The following is a 16,289-nucleotide window of genomic DNA, read 5'->3' as shown; positions in this document are numbered from 1 at the left end:
TCCGAGGTTGCGTGTGGTGGAAATCGCTTCCGCTTCCCGTTGCCCGTTATGCGCGCAGGAACGCCTCGTATCCGCGTTCGGCCTCGTAGATGTCGGCTTTGCTGGTGGCCTCCCAGGGGCTGTGCATGGAGAGGACCGCCACGCCGGAGTCGATGACGTCCATACCGTACTTGGCGGGAATGTACGCGATGGTCCCGCCGCCGCCGGCGTCGACCTTGCCCAGCTCGCAGGTTTGGAACTGCACGCCGGCGTCGTCCATGATCTTGCGGATGCGCGCCATGTACTCGGCGCGGGCATCGTTGCTGCCCGACTTGCCGCGAGCGCCCGTGTACTTGTTGAACACCAGGCCGTGGCCCAGATATGCGCTGTTCTTCGCCTCGAAGACGCCGGCGTAGGCGGGATCGAAGCCTGCGGAGACGTCGGAGGAGAGCATGGCGGAAGCGGCCAGCGCGCGGCGCAGCGGCAACATGCCGCCTTCGCCGGCAAGCTCCATGATCTCGGCGATAGTGTTCTCGAAGAACTGCGAGGCCATGCCCGTGGCACCCACGCTGCCGATCTCCTCCTTGTCCACGAGCACGCACACGGCGGCGCGGTCGAGCTCCTCGCCGGCAACGGCTAGCTGCGCCACCAGCGAGGTGTAGGCGCACACGCTGTCGTCTTGGCCGTAGCCCAGCACCATGCTGCGGTCGAAGCCCAGGTCGCGGGCGCGGCCGGCGGGCACGACCTCAAGCTCGGCGGACAGGAAGTCCTCTTCCTCGATGCCGTACTTGTCGGCAAGCAGCTTCAGGGCGAAGGCCTTCACGGGGTCCTTCTGCTCCTTTGCCTCGCCGTCCTCGTCGCGCACCACCAGGGGGCGGTTGCCGACCAGGATGTCGAGCGCCTCGCCTTCGACCACTTCGTTGGCCTTCTTGCCCATCTGCTGGTTCGCCAGGTGGATGAGCAGGTCGGAAATGCAGAAGACGGGATCGTCGGCGTCCTCGCCGATCTTCACGTCCACCACGCTGCCGTCCTTCTTGGCGATCACGCCGTGCAGCGCCAGCGGGACGGTGACCCATTGGTAGTGCTTGATGCCGCCGTAGTAGTGGGTGTCCATGAAGGCCAGCTCGCTGGATTCATACAGCGGGTTCTGCTTGACGTCCAGGCGCGGGCTGTCGATGTGCGCGCCAAGGATGTTCATGCCGTCGGTCAACGGGCGGGCACCCAGCTGCATCAGGATGACGGCCTTGTTGCGCATGGTCGCCCACACCTTGTCGCCGGGGACAAGCTTGCGGCCTGCGGAAATGGCGGCGTCAAGGCTCTCGTAGCCGGCGGCTTCTGCGCTGCGGATGGCGGCGGCGGAAAACTCGCGCTCGGTCTTGTTCTCGGAGATGAAGTCGATGTAGCCTGCGGCAAGCTGCTCGAGCTCGGCCAGCTGGTCCTCATCGTAGCGCTTCCACGCGGATTCGCGTTCCATATACGCTCCTTGCGTTCGGGGATCGTTGCTCGCTGACGATAGTACGCCAACCGGGGCGGGCACGCTAGGCGGGGAAGGGGCGCAACCGGGAGAGCCGACAACTGCGTCGGTGGCGTTCGCGGTTTGCGAAGAAGGTAACGGATTCCACGCAAACCGCGAAAACGGGGCGGATGGGGCGTGCGATAGCACAAACGGAAATCATCGAATATCGCTAACGATAGGCCTGGCGGCTCTATCAACAGCGAAAAGGTCAGATTGGGATTTCGGATGAGTCGCTGCGAGGACGCTATGAAATAAGCGGGATCCACTCGATGGAGCTGTCGGCAGGGTATTGCTGCTCGATGGCTTGATTCTCGGTTTGGAATTGCTCGGCGGTGATAGCCGTCTTGTTGCCTTGCGCATCAATCTTCACGTAGGTCCCGCTCTCCATACCGAGCTTCTCGACTACGTTGAGGTTGTCGGTGCGACCTTTGAAACCGTTCGTGTAGTCCGTCCAGGCGTCGCCGACGCCGGTCGGGTAGGCGCTCAGCGTGCTCACGGTGATCATCCAGTCTTGGAAGCCGCCGCTTCCGCGTTCGTAAAGATAGCCGCCGGCGCAGACACGCATGATCGAACGTTCCCATGAATAGGCAGCGCGAACGGGAGCGTTGTTGACGTAGGACCATATGTCGAACGCCTGCGTGTTCGCCTGCGCATCTTTGCAGCCGATGATCAGCTCGGGGACGTCATCGCCGTTCAAATCGGAAAAGGCGTAGCAAACGTTCGAGAAGCCGCTGTCCGCCCAATCCATAAGATAATTGGGAATGGCCATCGAATTCACGTAAGGATGTCTGGAAGCTAGGTCGTCCTTGCTGAGCTTGGCGGAATCGTCCGCAAGCGAGCGATAGTCGTCGATGACCGCTTGCAGGGCGGTTTGCGCCTCTGCGGCGGGATTGACGGGTGCGGGCGTGGGCTCTGGCTCGGGTGCGGCTTCGGGTGCCTGCTCTTGCTCTGGCGCTGCAGCAGCCGATGGCTGTTCCGGTTGCTTTATTTCCGGAGTCTCTTGCTCGGCTGACGTCTGTTCGTTTGCGGGTTTTGCCGGGCTGTTGATGGAGAGAGCGCCGAAAGCGACTCCGCCGACGATAAGCGCGAACGTCACGGCCGAAGCCGCGATCACGACGGGCTTCCCGATGGCTTTCCTGGGCGCATCCGCTTGGGAGCAGGATGTTGTGCCGGATGCGTTTGCCGAAACTTGGCTATCGGCGGCGGATTGTTCGCTGGCTGCGCTTCCGCAGGTTGGGCAAAACCGTGCATTTTCGGAAAGCTTCGCTCCGCAATGCTCGCAGCACATCGACGCCTCCTTCGCGGTTGCAGTTATGCCTGCAACCGATACCTGATGCTAAAGACTACGGCAATCCGTTCAGAGTGGTTGCCTTGCTTGTGGATTGAGTCAATTTGTGATGGCTTATAAGCTACGGCCGGGGGTGTCCGCATTTGGGGCAAAACGATCCGGCGTTGCCCGTCTTTCCGCATGGGCAGTCCCATGTGCTCGTTACGACGGGGTTGATGGGCACCGTCGGCTGTGCGGGCTGGGAGGGTTGGGCAACCGTCTGCTCGGCCTTGCTCGTCGGGGTATCGCTGGAACGACGTTTTGCAGCGAATATCCCGCTCAAGTCGATTGAATCATTGAATGCCGAATCGGTCGATCCGAGCATTTTGTTGCGGATGTCGTGCAGATCGACTGCGCCGCGGATGAACATCATGCTCCATTCGAAAAGCAGGCGGTTGACGACTTCGAGAATCACGAATGCGAAGACGGCAATGACGAGGCCTTTGAAGAAGGCTCCCGCTGCCATGATTCCTGATTCCGATGTGATAGACGTAGATGCGGCGGACATAAAGGGGTAGATGAGACAAAATGCCGCTATCCAGGTTGTTGAGAACGCGTACAGGAACTTCGTGATGCTTTCGATGAACAAGTGGTCGAAGCTGAAGAACTTGGTGAGCGGCTTTGTCTTATCCGCTTTCTTGCTTGCGAACTTGACGAACAGCACGATCGCCGCCGCAATGGCTCCAGCCCCTAATGCGGGCGCGATGATGCCCATGACCGCAGTCATTCCAAGAAACCCAGTTGAACCGTACATAACGATCCCTCCTTTTCGAACCCCTAAAGCGGCCTTCCCGCCGCAATGAAGATAGTATACCGGCAACGGCGCCCCGTGGCATTCATCGCAATCGCCTTGGCGGGAATCGTCCCGGAGGACGAGTTGCGGAGCCGGACGGAGGAGCGCCAGACGCTGATTCGCCTGTTATCTTTGCTTGTTGTTCGGCTACTATGGAGCCATCATGTTGCTGTCGTGGCAGATGCTGTTTGGTGGCTAGCGGTAGGGGGTGCGCTATGTTCTGCGCGAATTGCGGAAAGCCAATTGAGGATGATGCCAGGTTCTGCGAGTTCTGCGGGGCCCCGGTTCTTGATGAAGAGCCTGCGTCGAATGCTGGCGATGTCTCGGACTGGCAAGCGGGGGATACCGTCTCCGTGCAGGCATCGCCGTCGCAGGATGTTGGGGGGGGCAATCAGGGGTTTCGTCCGGCGATGGCGCAAGGAGCCGCCTCTCGGAGTAAAGGCATCTCCCCGCAGGTTGCGACCGTTGCGGCGGTATGCGCGGTTCTTGTCATCGCGGTAGCCGTGCTCGCCGTCCCTCGCATCATCGAAGCGACTGGTGGCTCGTCTAGTGAGACGGCAAGCCGGCAGCAGGCCGATCAACAGGCCCAGCAGCAATCCGACGGGGCGCAGGGATCAGCCACGGAAAACGCCGTCTCCCAGCAAGTGCAGGTGAAAAGCGGCATCTCCGAGTATTCGTGGGCTGACCTTTCGAATATCGCTGCCGAAATAGAGCGCACGGCGAAAAATCGCGACGATGCTGTGAAGATGGCGGCAAGCTACAACCTTGTGAAGCCGGACGGCTCGTTTACCGGCGAAGCGAAGACGTTGCAGACGTCCATGGGGAACGTGGACGTGTTCATCGTCGATGTGTTTAAAGACAAGGGCTCGAGCGGGCGAAACGCAGCGTTCACGTTCATGACTTCGGGGATTTTCGCCGAGCATCCTATGAATCCCACGGCTTCGAACTCCGGTGGCTGGAAGTCGTCGGGTATGCGCGCTTGGTTGAACGGGGAAGTGCTGCAGTCGTTTCCCGATGAAATGCGTTCTGGCGTGGTGGCGGTGAGCAAGCTGTCGAACAATGCCGGTAAGACCACTTCGCCCGCAAGCGTTACCGAGACGCAGGACAGCGTATGGCTGTTCTCTTGGGTGGAATGCCTTGGTCCCATTGCGTGGAACAAGGGATCGAATCAAAGCTATATCGATACGGTGGATAATAAGGAAGGGTCGCAATACGCTTGGTTCAAGCAGCAGGGCGTTGCCGGCGAGCAGGGCCATGTCTCGCTTGACCGCAGCGTTGCTGGATCGAGCAATCCCGGCGTTTGGTGGATGCGCTCGTCGGCTCCCAATGTCGCAACGTCGTTCGGGGATATGGGGCCGGAAGTAGATAACGGCGGCTATGCCTCCACCGCGGAGGGCGTCGTGTTCGGGTTCTGTTTGTGATGGGCGCGCCAGTGCGGGCGGCAGGCGCCTGGGCGGCGGCAATGGCGGTGTTGATCGTGCCGTGTTTGCTTGCCGGGTGTGCTTCCGGCCAGGAGAAACAAGGAGAGGCGACTGGTACCTCCGATGTTGAGGCACTTGTCGACTGCGTCAATGACGTTCAGGGCAGCGAAGCTTCGGTGTCTGCTTCGGCGCCCGAGGGCTTGCGGGATGCGCTGGAGCAGGCCGCAGGAGCCCATGCGGGGACTTATGCCGTCGCATGCGCATCGGCTGATGGATCGTGGTCGGTTGACGTGAACGGTGACAAACCCTTCGTTTCCGCCAGCATCATCAAACTGGCGATATTGGGGACTTTGCTCGATCAGGCTCAATCCGGGGTGCTGTCGCTTGATGATTCGACAACCGTGGGCCCGTCGGACATAGTGGGAGGCACGGGCGTTATCCAGGCGTCGGGCGCTGGGGGGTCGTATACGTATCGCCAGCTTGCCGCTTACATGATTCAAGATAGCGACAATGTCGCCACTAATCTGATTATCGACGCGGTCGGCATGCCGGCCGTGAACGAGTATGCGAGCGAAATCGGCCTCACGCAGACCACTCTCAACCGCCGTATGATGGATTTTGCTGCGGGTGATGAGAACTACACATCGGCGAACGATGTTGCGCATATGCTGCAGCTGATCTACCAAGGGAAGCTGGTGAGCCCGGATGCGAGCGAGTTCGCCCTTGACTTGCTGAAAGGTCAGCACGATGACGCTGGGCTGCTCGAAGGGTTGCCGGCGGGCAGCGTTTTCGCTCACAAGACGGGTACGCTCGATGGTGTATTCAACGATGGGGGCATTGTGCTCGACCGGAATCCCTATGTGATGGTGGTGCTTTCCGGCGATGCCGAAAAGTCGCAGGCTCAGGCTTGCATGGTCGATGTCGCACAAGCGGCAGACGCCGCGATCGAATAAATCGCGCGCCCGAAGGTAACGGATTCCACGCATTTCGCGAAAGCGGGGCGAACAGGGCGCGTGACGGGGGATAATCATAACGATTGTCTTCAAATTCGAAAGGCGGCTGCATGCTGCAACTGATAAACGTGTGCAAGTCCTACACCACTGCGGACTTCACGCAAACCGCGCTCGATCGTGTGTCGGTGGCCTTCCGCGACAACGAGTTCGTGGCGGTGCTGGGGCCTTCGGGCTCGGGCAAGACCACCATGCTCAACATCATCGGCGGCCTTGACCATTACGACGACGGAAACCTGCTCATCGACGGTGTGTCCACAAGCGAGTACAAGGACCGCGATTGGGACGCGTACCGCAACAACCGCATCGGCTTTGTGTTCCAGGCCTACAACCTTATCCCGCACCAGACCATTCTGGAAAACGTCGAGCTGGCCCTCACGCTTTCCGGCGTGTCTCGCGCCGAGCGTCGCCAGCGCGCCGTCGAGGCGCTCGGCCGCGTGGGGCTTGCCGAGCACGTGGGCAAAAAGCCCAGCCAGCTCTCCGGCGGCCAGATGCAGCGCGTCGCCATCGCTCGTGCGCTTATCAACGACCCCGAGATCTTGCTGGCCGACGAACCCACGGGCGCGCTCGACTCCAAGACCAGCGTGCAGATCATGGACCTGCTCACCGAGATCGCCGATGACCGCCTGGTCATCATGGTCACGCACAACCCCGAGCTGGCGCAGCGCTACGCCACGCGCATCGTCACCCTGGCCGACGGCGTCATCCGCGACGACACCCGCCCGTTCGACCCGGCGGCCGAGAACAGCCCGCGCCGCGCCGCCAAGCAGGCACGTCGCACCAGCATGTCGTTCCTCACGGCGCTCTCCCTGTCGTTTAAGAACCTGCTCACGAAGAAGGGCCGCACGCTCATGACGGCGTTCGCGGGCAGCATCGGCATCATCGGCATCGCCGCCATCTTGTCGCTGGCCAACGGCGTGAACAGCTATATCGCCAACGTGGAGGAGGAGACGCTTTCCGAATATCCGCTGCAAATCCAGGACCAGGGGTTCGACATGACCAGCATGATGGGGCTGGGCAGCGGCACGGAGGGTTCATCGGCGGAGAAAGCTCAGGACGACTCCTCCGATGGCGATTCGGACAAGCCCGTGCACGAATCGAAGATGATCGCGAGCACGTTCGACAGCATCGGCAGCAACGACCTGGCGTCGCTGAAGGAGTTTTTCGACTCGGGCGAATCGGGCGTGGAGCCGTACGTGAGCTCCATCGAGTACAGCTACAACGTCACGCCGCAGATCTTCAGCTCCGATACATCCGGCACCGTGCATCAGGTGAACCCGGACAAGTCGTTCGCCAGCATCGGTCTGGGCTCCTCTACAGCTTCGAACGGCATCATGTCGTCGATGATGAGCACCAACATCTTCTACAAGCTGCCCGACAATATGGGCATGGTCGAGGGTCAATACGACGTTATGGCAGGTCATTGGCCTGAAAGCTACAACGAGGTCGTGCTGGTGCTCACTCCGGGCGGCAGCGTGAGCGATTTCATGCTCTACTCCATGGGTCTGCGCGATCATGCCGAGCTCGAGAGCATGGTGCGCGCCTTCGCCAACGAGGAAGCCGTCAATGCGCCGAGCGATAGCCTGTCGTTTTCCTACGACGACCTGATGGGCGTCACTTTCAAGCTGGTGAACGCCGCCGATTTCTATCAGCGTGATGACGAGTACGGCGTGTGGAAGGACAAGTCCGGCGACGATGCCTACATGAGGAACCTGGTGGACAACGGGGAAACGCTGAGGATCGCGGGCGTCGTGAAGCCGAAGGAGGGCGCGAAGATCACCTCCTTGCAAACGGGGCTGTACTACCCCTCTAGCCTGGTGAACCATCTGATCGACCAGGCGGGGAACACCCAGATCGTGCAGGATCAGAAGGCGAACCCGGCAACGAACGTGATCACGGGCAAATCGTTCGCCGATGAGGAAAGCGACCAGAAAAACGGCAACGGCTTCGACATGTCCAGCCTGTTCACCATCGACGGGCAGAAGCTGCAGAGCGCCTTCACGTTCGATCAGAGCGCGCTGACCGCGGGACTGCAGGGCGCCGATCTGGGTGCTAGCATGGATTTATCGGGCATGAATCTGGATCTTTCCAGCTTGCCCGCCTTCGATGCGTCTTCTATCAGCATCGACCCGAGCGCCATCGATATGAGCAAGCTGAACCTCGACTTCAGCGGGTTGGACATCAGCTTCGACGGCGTGCAGCCCACCATCAAAACCGACGCGCTCACCGCCGGCGTCATGGGCATCGTGCAGGGATACCCCGCGTGGCTGGCGGCGCATCCGGAATATGCGGGCGGCGGCATCGATGCGGCGGTAGCGGCGTATCTGGCCGATCCCGCCACGCAAGCCGCCATGCAGCAAGTCATCGCCGGCTCTATCGATTTCAGCGGCATGTCGGGCCAGATCGAGCAGCAGCTGCGCGATCAGCTTTCGCAGCAGATCGGTCAGCAGATTCAGCAACAGCTGCTCCCGGCGTTGACGCAGGCGATCTCCTCGCAGCTGCAAACGCAGCTCGGCGCCGCTATGCAAACGTATATGCAAAGCGCTATGTCGCAGGTGATGACCCAGTTCGCAGGTGCGATGCAACAGCAGGTGTCCGCCGCGATGAACTCGTATATGACCAGGCTCGCCGGTAACATGTCAAGCGCTATGGGCATCGACCAGTCCGCGTTCGCCGACGCCTTCCAGATGAACATGGACGAGAACGAGCTTGCCGAGCTCATGGCAAGCCTCATGTCCACCGAGCAGTCCAGCTACGACAACAACATGAAGAAGCTGGGCTGGGCCGATTACGCCAAACCTGCCAGCATCGACATCTATCCGAAGGATTTCCCCAGCAAGCAAAACGTCATCGACATCCTCGACAGCTACAACGACCGCATGGAGTCGAACGGCGAAGAGGGCAAGGTTGTCAGCTACACCGATATCGTGGGCGCGCTGATGAGCTCGGTCACCACCATTGTGAACATGATCAGCTACGTGCTGGTGGCGTTCGTGGCCATCTCGTTGGTGGTCAGCTCCATCATGATCGGGGTGATCACCTATATCAGCGTGCTCGAGCGCAAGAAGGAGATCGGCATCCTGCGCTCCATCGGCGCCAGCAAGGGCGACATCAGCCGCGTGTTCAACGCCGAGACCATCATCGTGGGATTCACGGCCGGCGTCATCGGCATCGGACTGACCGCGCTTGCCTGCATACCTGCCAACGCCATCGTGTACTCGCTGTTCGACGTCCGCAATGTGGCCATCCTGCCCTGGCAGGCGGCGGTGGTGCTCGTGGGCATCAGCGTGCTCCTTACGTTCCTGGCGGGCCTGATCCCCTCAAGCGCCGCCAGCCGAAAGGACCCGGTCGAGGCCCTGCGGTCGGAATAAGGCGACCGCGTTCGGTAACGTTTCTGGCGGCAGACCCCTCTTTCCGCTACACTGCAAGGGTTGATTGTGAGCGCCCGGCGTATCGCTATGCCGGGCGCTTTCTGCGTTACGCGCGCCACGGCGCGCGGTTTGGAGGACGAATGGAACGCGAGAAGTTCGGAACCCGCCTTGGGTTCATCCTGGTGAGCGCGGGCTGCGCCATCGGCCTGGGCAACGTGTGGCGATTCCCCTATATCACGGGCGAGTACGGCGGCGCGGCGTTTGTGATCATGTACCTGGTGTTCCTGGCCATCTTCGCCCTTCCGGCCCTCATTATGGAGTTCGCCGCCGGTCGCGCAAGCCAGCGCTCCATTGCGCGTAGCTACGACGAGCTTGAGCCGGCGGGCACGAAATGGCATGCGTTCAAGTGGCTGGCGCTTGCCGGCAACTATCTGCTCATGATGTTCTACACCACCGTGGGCGGCTGGATGCTCGCCTTTGTGGTGAAAAGCGCCACGGGCGAGTTCGTGGGGCTGGAAAGTTCCCAGGTGGCGGACGTCTTCAACGGCCTGCTCGCCGATCCGGTGCAGCTTACCGTGTACATGCTCATCATCGTCGGCGTGGGCGTGGGCGTCACGCGCGCCGGCGTGCAGAAGGGCGTGGAACGCGTGACGAAGGTCATGATGATGGCCCTGTTCGTGGTGCTCGTGGCCCTGTGCGTGCGCGCGGTCACGCTGCCGGGCGCGGCCGAGGGCCTGCGTTTCTACCTGATGCCCGATTTCGGCAAGATGTTCGCCGGCGCTACGCTGGCCGAGCAGCTGGCAACCTTCGGCGATGCCGTGTACGCCGCCATGGGACAGGCGTTCTTCACCGTCTCGGTCGGCATGGGCGGCATGTCCATCTTCGGAAGCTACATCGGCAAGGACCACACGCTCACGGGCGAGGCGGTGCGCGTGGCCGGCCTTGATACGCTCGTGGCGCTGATGGCGGGCCTCGTCATCTTCCCGTCCTGCTTCGCGTTCGGCGTGGAGCCGGGTTCGGGCCCGGGCCTGGTGTTCATCACGCTGCCCAGCGTGTTCAACGAGATGCCGTTCGGTCAGCTGTGGGCGGTGCTATTCTTCGTGTTCATGACGTTCGCCGCGCTGTCAACCGTCATCGCCGTGTTCGAGAACATCATGAGCTTCACCATGGACCAGTGGGGGACGCCGCGCAAGAAGGCATGCCTGGTCAACGGCGTGTTGCTGGCGGTGCTCAGCATGCCCTGCGTCCTGGGCTTCAGCGTGCTGGCGGGCCTCACGGTCCCGGGCATCGGCGACATCCAGGCCATCGAGGACTTCCTGGTGTCGAACAACATTCTGCCGTGGGGCGGCCTGCTGCTGGTGCTGTTCTGCACGCGCAAAAACGGCTGGGGCTGGGAAGGCTTCCTGGCGGAGGCCGACACGGGCAGCGGCCTGAAGTTCCCGCGATGGGCGCGCGGCTACGTGACCTACGTCATCCCCGTGGGCATGCTCATTGTGTTCGCCATGGGTTACGCCCCCATCATCGCGAAATGGGCGGGGCTGGGCTGATAAGGCTGCAAAACCGCATATCGCACCTGGTAGGGCCGCTGGGGAACCGGCGGTCCTTTTCGTTGCCCGGGCGTTGTTCTCCGTGCGTTTCTCCACATTCTCCGCTATTTGCCGGCCCGCCCTCGCAATCGGGCCGTCGGCGTGACTATAATGGCTAGCAACGAAAATCCCGTTGCGAGAGAAGGAGCCGTCTCCCATGGCTTATTATTACGACGAGCCGTCACGTACGTTCAACGAGTATCTTCTGGTACCTGGTCATACGCCTGCTACGTGCGTTCCGGCGTCGGTGAGCCTGAAAACCCCGTTGGTCAAGTACCGCAAGGGCCAGGAAGAGTGCCCGCTTTCGCTCAACATCCCCATGGTCAGCGCCATCATGGCCGCCGTGTCCGACGACAACATGGCCGTCGCCTTGGCAACCGAGGGCGGTCTGAGCTTCATCTACGGCAACCAGACCATCGAGCAGGAAGCCGCCATGGTCGCCCGTGTGAAGAACTACAAGGCCGGCTTCGTCGAGTCCGACGCCAACCTTTCCCCTGATATGACGCTCAACCAGGTCGTGGCTCTGAAGGAGCAGACGGGCCACTCCACCATGCCCGTCACCGACGACGGCTCTGCCCATGGCAAGCTGCTCGGTGTCGTCACCGAGCGCGACTACCGCCTGTCCCGTATGACCGGCGAGGAGAAGGTCTCCGAGTTCATGACCCCGCTCGAGAAGCTGGTCACCGCCTCCGAGGACACCTCCCTCAAGGTTGCCAACGACATCATCTGGGACCACAAGCTGAACTCCCTGCCGCTGGTGGATGCCGAGGGTAATCTGGTCTACATGGTGTTCCGCAAGGACTACGACAGCCACAAGTCCAACCCCAACGAAATGCTGGACAGCCACAAGCGCTACATCGTGGGCGCGGGCATCAACTCCCGCGACTACGCCGAGCGCGTCCCCGCGCTGGTCGAGGCAGGCGCCGACGTGCTGTGCATCGACAGCTCCGAGGGCTATTCCGACTGGCAGAAGATGACCATCGAGTGGGTGCGCGAGCACTACGGCGACTCCGTGAAGATCGGTGCCGGCAACGTGGTCGACGGCGAGGGCTTCCGCTTCCTGGCAGAGGCTGGCGCCGACTTCGTCAAGATCGGCATCGGCGGCGGTTCCATCTGCATCACCCGTGAGACCAAGGGCATCGGCCGCGGCCAGGCCACGGCAACCATCGAGGTGGCCAAGGCCCGCGACGAGTACTTCAAGGAGACCGGCATCTACGTGCCCATCTGCTCCGACGGCGGCATCGTCTACGACCACCACATCTCCCTGGCCCTGGCCATGGGCGCCGACTTTGTCATGCTGGGCCGTTACTTCGCCCGCTTCGACGAGTCCCCGTCGGCCAAGGTCATGGTCAACGGCACCTACATGAAGGAATACTGGGGCGAGGGTTCTGCCCGCGCCCGCAACTGGGGTCGTTACGACCTGGGCGGCAAGAAGAGCCTGTCCTTCGAGGAAGGCGTCGACTCCTACGTGCCGTATGCCGGCCCGCTTAAGGACAACATCGCGGTCACGCTGCTGAAGATCAAGTCCACCATGTGCAACTGCGGTGCGCTCACCATCCCTGAGTTCCAGGATAAGGCCAAGCTCACCGTCATCAGCTCCACCTCCATCGTCGAGGGCGGCGCACACGACGTCGTGCTGAAGGACAAGGCTCCTTACGCCTCCAACGTGCGCTAAGCTTATCGCCTAGCTAAACGAAAGCCTCGCTCGGTTCGTGCCGGGCGAGGCTTTTTTGCTTGCGTGGCGTTTTGCGCACGCAGTTCCTGTGCGAGGCGAGGCTCTTGCGGGGCAGCTATCGAGCGGTCACGCCCTCGCTTTCCCCGATGATGCGGTGCAGCTCCTCGATGTAGCGGTCCAAAAGTTCCGAGGGCTTGCGTTCGTTGTGCATGATGTACCCCACGGTCATGCGCTCATCGGTGTCAAGCGGGATGCTGACGATGCCCGTATGCATCTCGCTTGAAAGCACCCCTGTGGAAAGCGTATAGCCGTTGTAGCTGGTCAGCAGGTTGGAAAGCGTGCCGCGGTCGGAGATGCGGATGTTGCGCGAGTGCTCGACGTAGCTGAGCGGCTCCTCGGAGTAATAGAACGAGTTCGCGGTGCCCTGTTCGAAGCTGTAGCGGGGCCATACGGTCAACTCCTCGGGCTTGATGATGTCTCGTCCGGCCAGCGGGTGGTTCTCGCCCACGAACACGTGCACGCCCGCGTCGAACAGCGGGTAGAACGACACGTCGGCATCGTCGAAGGCCTTCTGCATGACGCGCTGGTTGAACGCGTCCAGGTACAATATGCCCACTTCGCTGCGAAACGATCGCACGTCGTCGATGATCTCGGCGGTGGTGGTTTCCCGAAGGATGAAATCGAAGAAATCGCCCTCGCATTGCTCGACCACGTTCACGAAGGCCTCCACGCTGAAGGCGTAATGCTGGGTGGATACCGCCAGGCGCGCCTGGGGCTTTTCCTTATTGGCGTAGCGCGATTCAAGCATGTTCGCCTGCTCGATGACCTGGCGTGCGTAGCCGAGCAGCTCGGTGCCATCGTTGGTCAGCGTCACGCCGCGGTTGCTGCGCGTGAAGATGGAGATGCCGAGCTCCTGCTCAAGCTCCTTGATGGCCGTGGACAGGTTCGACTGCGACGCGTAAAGGTTCTGAGCGGCGGCGTTGATCGACCCGTATTCGGCAATAGCGATAAGGTAACGAAGCTGTTGAAGCGTCATGGTTGCGTCCTTCGCGAAAGATAGCGTTGCAACGAATTGTAAGGCTCGGAGGTTGCAATTGCGGCGGCAAGATGAATTCACCATTTTCTCGTTGACCGTTTCGTAGGGCACCGGTAAAATGAAAAGCCGCGCATATGCGAAGTGGGCCTTTAGCTCAGTCGGTAGAGCAGGGGACTTTTAATCCCAAGGTCGTGGGTTCGATCCCCACAGGGCCCACCACTTTTTGCGCAGGGCCGCCATGGCGGTTTGCATGCACTGGGCCATCGTCCAACGGCAGGACTCTGGTTTTTGGTACCAGCTACCTAGGTTCGAATCCTAGTGGCCCAGCCATTTAACGTTTCAGCCTCCCGATTGGGAGGTTTTTTATTGCCTGAGAAAAGTCGGAACGCATGATTTCTCCCGCGATACCCTTGACGCGTCGCGGTAAAAGGGTATAGTTGCAAGAATCTGAACGCGAATCTCATCTCAATCATTCTCACGCGTTAAGCCGACAAGGCGGCTGCGCAATGCGCGAATACCTGGCGGCCTCGCCCAATCTCAGCGGCGAAGGCTGCGCGGCATCTAGACCGCACGCCTGACATGCAGGTACCGAAAAGCCACGAGCTCCTCTGGTCTTGTGTGCTTTGTGTATTTTCCCCACACAACTCAATAAGTTTGGTATCATTCCGGATTGCTGCGAAAAGACGAGATTAGTTTGAAGGAGCACCGTTGACCAAGCAAGATGTTATCGAACTGGGTGGTAAGGTTCTCGAAGCCCTGCCGAACGCCATGTTCAAGGTGGAGCTGGAAAACGGCCACCAAATCCTGGCCCACATTTCCGGCAAGATGCGTATGCATTACATCAAGATCTTGCCCGGCGACAAGGTGACGGTCGAACTGTCCGTCTACGACTTGAACCGCGGGCGCATCACGTACCGTTTCAAGTAGTCTCAGCCCGCGCGCAAGCCGGCGCGCCAGTGTCCCCGAGAATAATCACCTGCGGCTGGGTGTGTACATATAGGACCGCATTAACCGAAAGGAAATTGAAATGAAGGTACGTCCTTCGGTCAAGAAAATGTGCGACAAGTGCAAGATCATTCGACGCCATGGCAAGGTCCTCGTCATCTGCGAGAACCCCCGTCATAAGCAGCGTCAAGGCTAGGAAGAAAGAGGAGATAAACCTATGGCACGTCTTGTTGGTGTCGACCTTCCTCGCGACAAGCGCATTGAAGTCGGCTTGACCTACATCTACGGCATTGGCCTGACCACGTCCAAGAAGATCTTGGCTGAGACGGGCATCAATCCGGACACGCGCACGAACGACCTCACCGAAGAGGATCTCGTCAAGCTGCGCGACTACATCCAGAACAACATCAAGGTGGAGGGCGACCTGCACCGCGAGGTGTCTCAGAACATCAAGCGCCTTATGGAAATCGGCTGCTACCGTGGCCTGCGTCATCGCAAGGGCCTGCCCGTTCGCGGTCAGCGCACCCACACGAATGCCCGTACCCGCAAGGGTCCCCGCAAGCAAATCGGCGGCAAGAAGAAGTAAGTAAGGGAGCTAAGAAGTGGCAACTAAGAAAAACGTGCGCACGCGCATCAAGCGCTCCGAGCGCAAGAACATTGCCGTTGGCGCTGCGCATATCAAGTCTACGTTCAACAACACCATCGTCAGCATCACCGATCCTCAGGGCAACGTGATCTCTTGGCAGTCCGCCGGTACCGTCGGCTTCAAGGGTTCCCGTAAGTCCACGCCGTTTGCCGCGCAGATGGCTGCTGAGGCTGCTGCCAAGACGGCTATGGAGCACGGCCTGAAGAAGGTCGCCGTGTACGTGAAGGGCCCCGGCTCTGGTCGCGAGACGGCTATCCGTTCGCTGCAGGCTACCGGTCTGGAAGTCGCCAGCATTCAGGACTGCACCCCCATTCCGCACAACGGCTGCCGCCCCAAGAAGCGTCGTCGCGTGTAACTGAAAGGATCTATTTACTATGGCTATCAATAGAACTCCGGTTCTTAAGCGCTGCCGCCAGCTGGGCCTGGATCCCGTCGTGCTGGGTTACAGCAGCTCCAAGACTTCCAAGCGCGAGCCCAAGCGTCGTCGTAAGGAATCCGAGTACGCGATGCAGCTTCGCGAGAAGCAGAAGGTCAAGTTCATCTACGGCGTGCTGGAGAAGCAGTTCCATGGCTACTTCAACAAGGCCAAGTCCATGCCGGGCATCACGGGTGACAACCTCATGATCATCCTGGAGTCCCGTCTGGACAGCGTGATCTTCCGTCTGGGCTTTGCCCGCACCCGTAAGGAAGCTCGTCAGATCGTGACCCACGGCCACATCACCGTCAACGGCCGCCGCGTGGACATCCCGTCCTACCGCGTCAAGGCCGGCGACAAGATCGCCGTTGCCGACAAGTCCAAGGAACTGCTGGTCATCAAGAGCGCTCTGGTTTCCAACGCCCGCTTCCAGGTTCCGGCTTGGCTTGAGGTTGACATCGAGAAGCTGCAGGGCAGCGTTCTGGCTCTTCCGACCCGCGATCAGATCGATCTCGACATCCGCGAACAGCTCATCGTCGAGCTCTACTCCAAGTAATCGCGCTAGTAAG

At 60.6% G+C, this 16,289-nt stretch carries 14 protein-coding genes, 2 tRNA genes and 2 pseudogenes; 13 read left to right on the top strand and 5 right to left on the bottom strand.

Annotated features, from left to right (window positions below):
* Nucleotides 1-46 precede the first annotated feature (46 nt).
* From RDW26_RS04005 to RDW26_RS03995, 4 genes and pseudogenes are all read right to left on the bottom strand, one after another.
* Nucleotides 47-1,453 (bottom strand): aminopeptidase, encoded by a 1,407-nt coding sequence (locus RDW26_RS04005; protein ID WP_307982617.1) that lies wholly within the window; start codon nucleotides 1,451-1,453, stop codon nucleotides 47-49.
* 286 nt (nucleotides 1,454-1,739) lie between these two features.
* On the bottom strand, nucleotides 1,740-2,609 hold the full coding sequence (locus RDW26_RS04000) for a hypothetical protein (RefSeq protein WP_307982616.1): 870 nt from the start codon (nucleotides 2,607-2,609) through the stop codon (nucleotides 1,740-1,742).
* 111 nt (nucleotides 2,610-2,720) lie between these two features.
* Nucleotides 2,721-2,783, bottom strand: a pseudogene (locus RDW26_RS09125) (zinc-ribbon domain-containing protein); the annotation flags it as partial.
* Nucleotides 2,784-2,904: 121 nt separating this feature from the next.
* Entirely contained in the window at nucleotides 2,905-3,576 is a 672-nt protein-coding gene (locus RDW26_RS03995) for a DUF4282 domain-containing protein (protein ID WP_307982615.1), read from the bottom strand.
* 191 nt (nucleotides 3,577-3,767) lie between these two features.
* Here RDW26_RS03995 and RDW26_RS09120 point away from each other — a divergent pair.
* The 6 genes and pseudogenes from RDW26_RS09120 to RDW26_RS03970 form a co-directional block, all read left to right on the top strand.
* A pseudogene (locus RDW26_RS09120) lies at nucleotides 3,768-3,896 on the top strand (zinc-ribbon domain-containing protein); the annotation flags it as partial.
* 129 nt (nucleotides 3,897-4,025) lie between these two features.
* Entirely contained in the window at nucleotides 4,026-5,036 is a 1,011-nt protein-coding gene (locus RDW26_RS03990; protein ID WP_307982614.1) for a DUF6273 domain-containing protein, read from the top strand.
* Nucleotides 5,037-5,077: 41 nt separating this feature from the next.
* The gene (locus tag RDW26_RS03985; protein ID WP_307982613.1) at nucleotides 5,078-5,989 is read left to right on the top strand and encodes a serine hydrolase; all 912 of its coding nucleotides are present in this window, start codon (nucleotides 5,078-5,080) and stop codon (nucleotides 5,987-5,989) included.
* 110 nt (nucleotides 5,990-6,099) lie between these two features.
* A complete protein-coding gene (locus RDW26_RS03980; protein ID WP_307982612.1) occupies nucleotides 6,100-9,417 on the top strand; it encodes an ABC transporter ATP-binding protein/permease in 3,318 nt (1,105 codons plus the stop codon).
* A 140-nt stretch (nucleotides 9,418-9,557) separates the two neighbouring features.
* Nucleotides 9,558-10,964 carry a sodium-dependent transporter gene (locus RDW26_RS03975; protein ID WP_307982611.1) on the top strand — a complete coding sequence of 469 codons (1,407 nt, stop codon included), beginning with the start codon at nucleotides 9,558-9,560 and terminating at the stop codon, nucleotides 10,962-10,964.
* A gap of 196 nt (nucleotides 10,965-11,160) precedes the next feature.
* Nucleotides 11,161-12,678: an IMP dehydrogenase gene (locus RDW26_RS03970; RefSeq protein WP_307982610.1), complete on the top strand. Its 1,518-nt coding sequence runs from the start codon at nucleotides 11,161-11,163 to the stop codon at nucleotides 12,676-12,678.
* A 115-nt stretch (nucleotides 12,679-12,793) separates the two neighbouring features.
* On the opposite strand, the gene RDW26_RS03965 is transcribed toward RDW26_RS03970, so the two are convergent.
* Entirely contained in the window at nucleotides 12,794-13,714 is a 921-nt protein-coding gene (locus RDW26_RS03965; protein ID WP_042436936.1) for a LysR family transcriptional regulator, read from the bottom strand.
* A 143-nt stretch (nucleotides 13,715-13,857) separates the two neighbouring features.
* Here RDW26_RS03965 and RDW26_RS03960 point away from each other — a divergent pair.
* The 7 genes from RDW26_RS03960 (at nucleotide 13,858) to rpsD (ending at nucleotide 16,276) form a co-directional block, all read left to right on the top strand.
* Nucleotides 13,858-13,933: transfer RNA gene (locus RDW26_RS03960), tRNA-Lys, on the top strand.
* A gap of 37 nt (nucleotides 13,934-13,970) precedes the next feature.
* Nucleotides 13,971-14,044, top strand: a tRNA-Gln gene (locus tag RDW26_RS03955).
* Nucleotides 14,045-14,422: 378 nt separating this feature from the next.
* The gene (gene infA / locus RDW26_RS03950) at nucleotides 14,423-14,641 is read left to right on the top strand and encodes a translation initiation factor IF-1 (protein WP_042436934.1); all 219 of its coding nucleotides are present in this window, start codon (nucleotides 14,423-14,425) and stop codon (nucleotides 14,639-14,641) included.
* A 100-nt stretch (nucleotides 14,642-14,741) separates the two neighbouring features.
* Nucleotides 14,742-14,855: a 50S ribosomal protein L36 gene (gene rpmJ, locus RDW26_RS03945; protein ID WP_006363204.1), complete on the top strand. Its 114-nt coding sequence runs from the start codon at nucleotides 14,742-14,744 to the stop codon at nucleotides 14,853-14,855.
* A 21-nt stretch (nucleotides 14,856-14,876) separates the two neighbouring features.
* Complete coding sequence (gene rpsM / locus RDW26_RS03940; protein WP_042436929.1) at nucleotides 14,877-15,245, top strand: 30S ribosomal protein S13; 369 nt, start codon at nucleotides 14,877-14,879, stop codon at nucleotides 15,243-15,245.
* A 16-nt stretch (nucleotides 15,246-15,261) separates the two neighbouring features.
* Nucleotides 15,262-15,660, top strand: coding sequence for a 30S ribosomal protein S11 (gene rpsK, locus RDW26_RS03935; protein ID WP_042436927.1), 399 nt, complete (start codon nucleotides 15,262-15,264; stop codon nucleotides 15,658-15,660).
* A gap of 19 nt (nucleotides 15,661-15,679) precedes the next feature.
* A complete protein-coding gene (gene rpsD, locus RDW26_RS03930) occupies nucleotides 15,680-16,276 on the top strand; it encodes a 30S ribosomal protein S4 (RefSeq protein WP_042436924.1) in 597 nt (198 codons plus the stop codon).
* Nucleotides 16,277-16,289: the final 13 nt, after the last annotated feature.

This window comes from uncultured Senegalimassilia sp. (genome assembly GCF_902464545.1).
Classification (GTDB): domain Bacteria; phylum Actinomycetota; class Coriobacteriia; order Coriobacteriales; family Eggerthellaceae; genus Senegalimassilia.
Note: the sequence above shows the minus strand (reverse complement) of the source record. Positions and strands in the feature narration are given on the sequence as shown.

Bases quoted from the DNA above. Each gene is read 5' to 3' on its own strand.
- RDW26_RS04005 (WP_307982617.1), bottom strand. From the start codon at position 1,453: ATGGAACGCGAATCCGCGTGGAAGCGCTACGATGAGGACCAGCTGGCC.
- RDW26_RS03995 (WP_307982615.1), bottom strand. From the start codon at position 3,576: ATGTACGGTTCAACTGGGTTTCTTGGAATGACTGCGGTCATGGGCATC.
- RDW26_RS03990 (WP_307982614.1), top strand. From the start codon at position 4,026: ATGGCGCAAGGAGCCGCCTCTCGGAGTAAAGGCATCTCCCCGCAGGTT.
- RDW26_RS03985 (WP_307982613.1), top strand. From the start codon at position 5,078: ATGGCGGTGTTGATCGTGCCGTGTTTGCTTGCCGGGTGTGCTTCCGGC.
- RDW26_RS03980 (WP_307982612.1), top strand. From the start codon at position 6,100: ATGCTGCAACTGATAAACGTGTGCAAGTCCTACACCACTGCGGACTTC.
- RDW26_RS03975 (WP_307982611.1), top strand. From the start codon at position 9,558: ATGGAACGCGAGAAGTTCGGAACCCGCCTTGGGTTCATCCTGGTGAGC.
- RDW26_RS03970 (WP_307982610.1), top strand. From the start codon at position 11,161: ATGGCTTATTATTACGACGAGCCGTCACGTACGTTCAACGAGTATCTT.
- RDW26_RS03965 (WP_042436936.1), bottom strand. From the start codon at position 13,714: ATGACGCTTCAACAGCTTCGTTACCTTATCGCTATTGCCGAATACGGG.
- rpmJ (WP_006363204.1), top strand. From the start codon at position 14,742: ATGAAGGTACGTCCTTCGGTCAAGAAAATGTGCGACAAGTGCAAGATC.
- rpsM (WP_042436929.1), top strand. From the start codon at position 14,877: ATGGCACGTCTTGTTGGTGTCGACCTTCCTCGCGACAAGCGCATTGAA.
- rpsD (WP_042436924.1), top strand. From the start codon at position 15,680: ATGGCTATCAATAGAACTCCGGTTCTTAAGCGCTGCCGCCAGCTGGGC.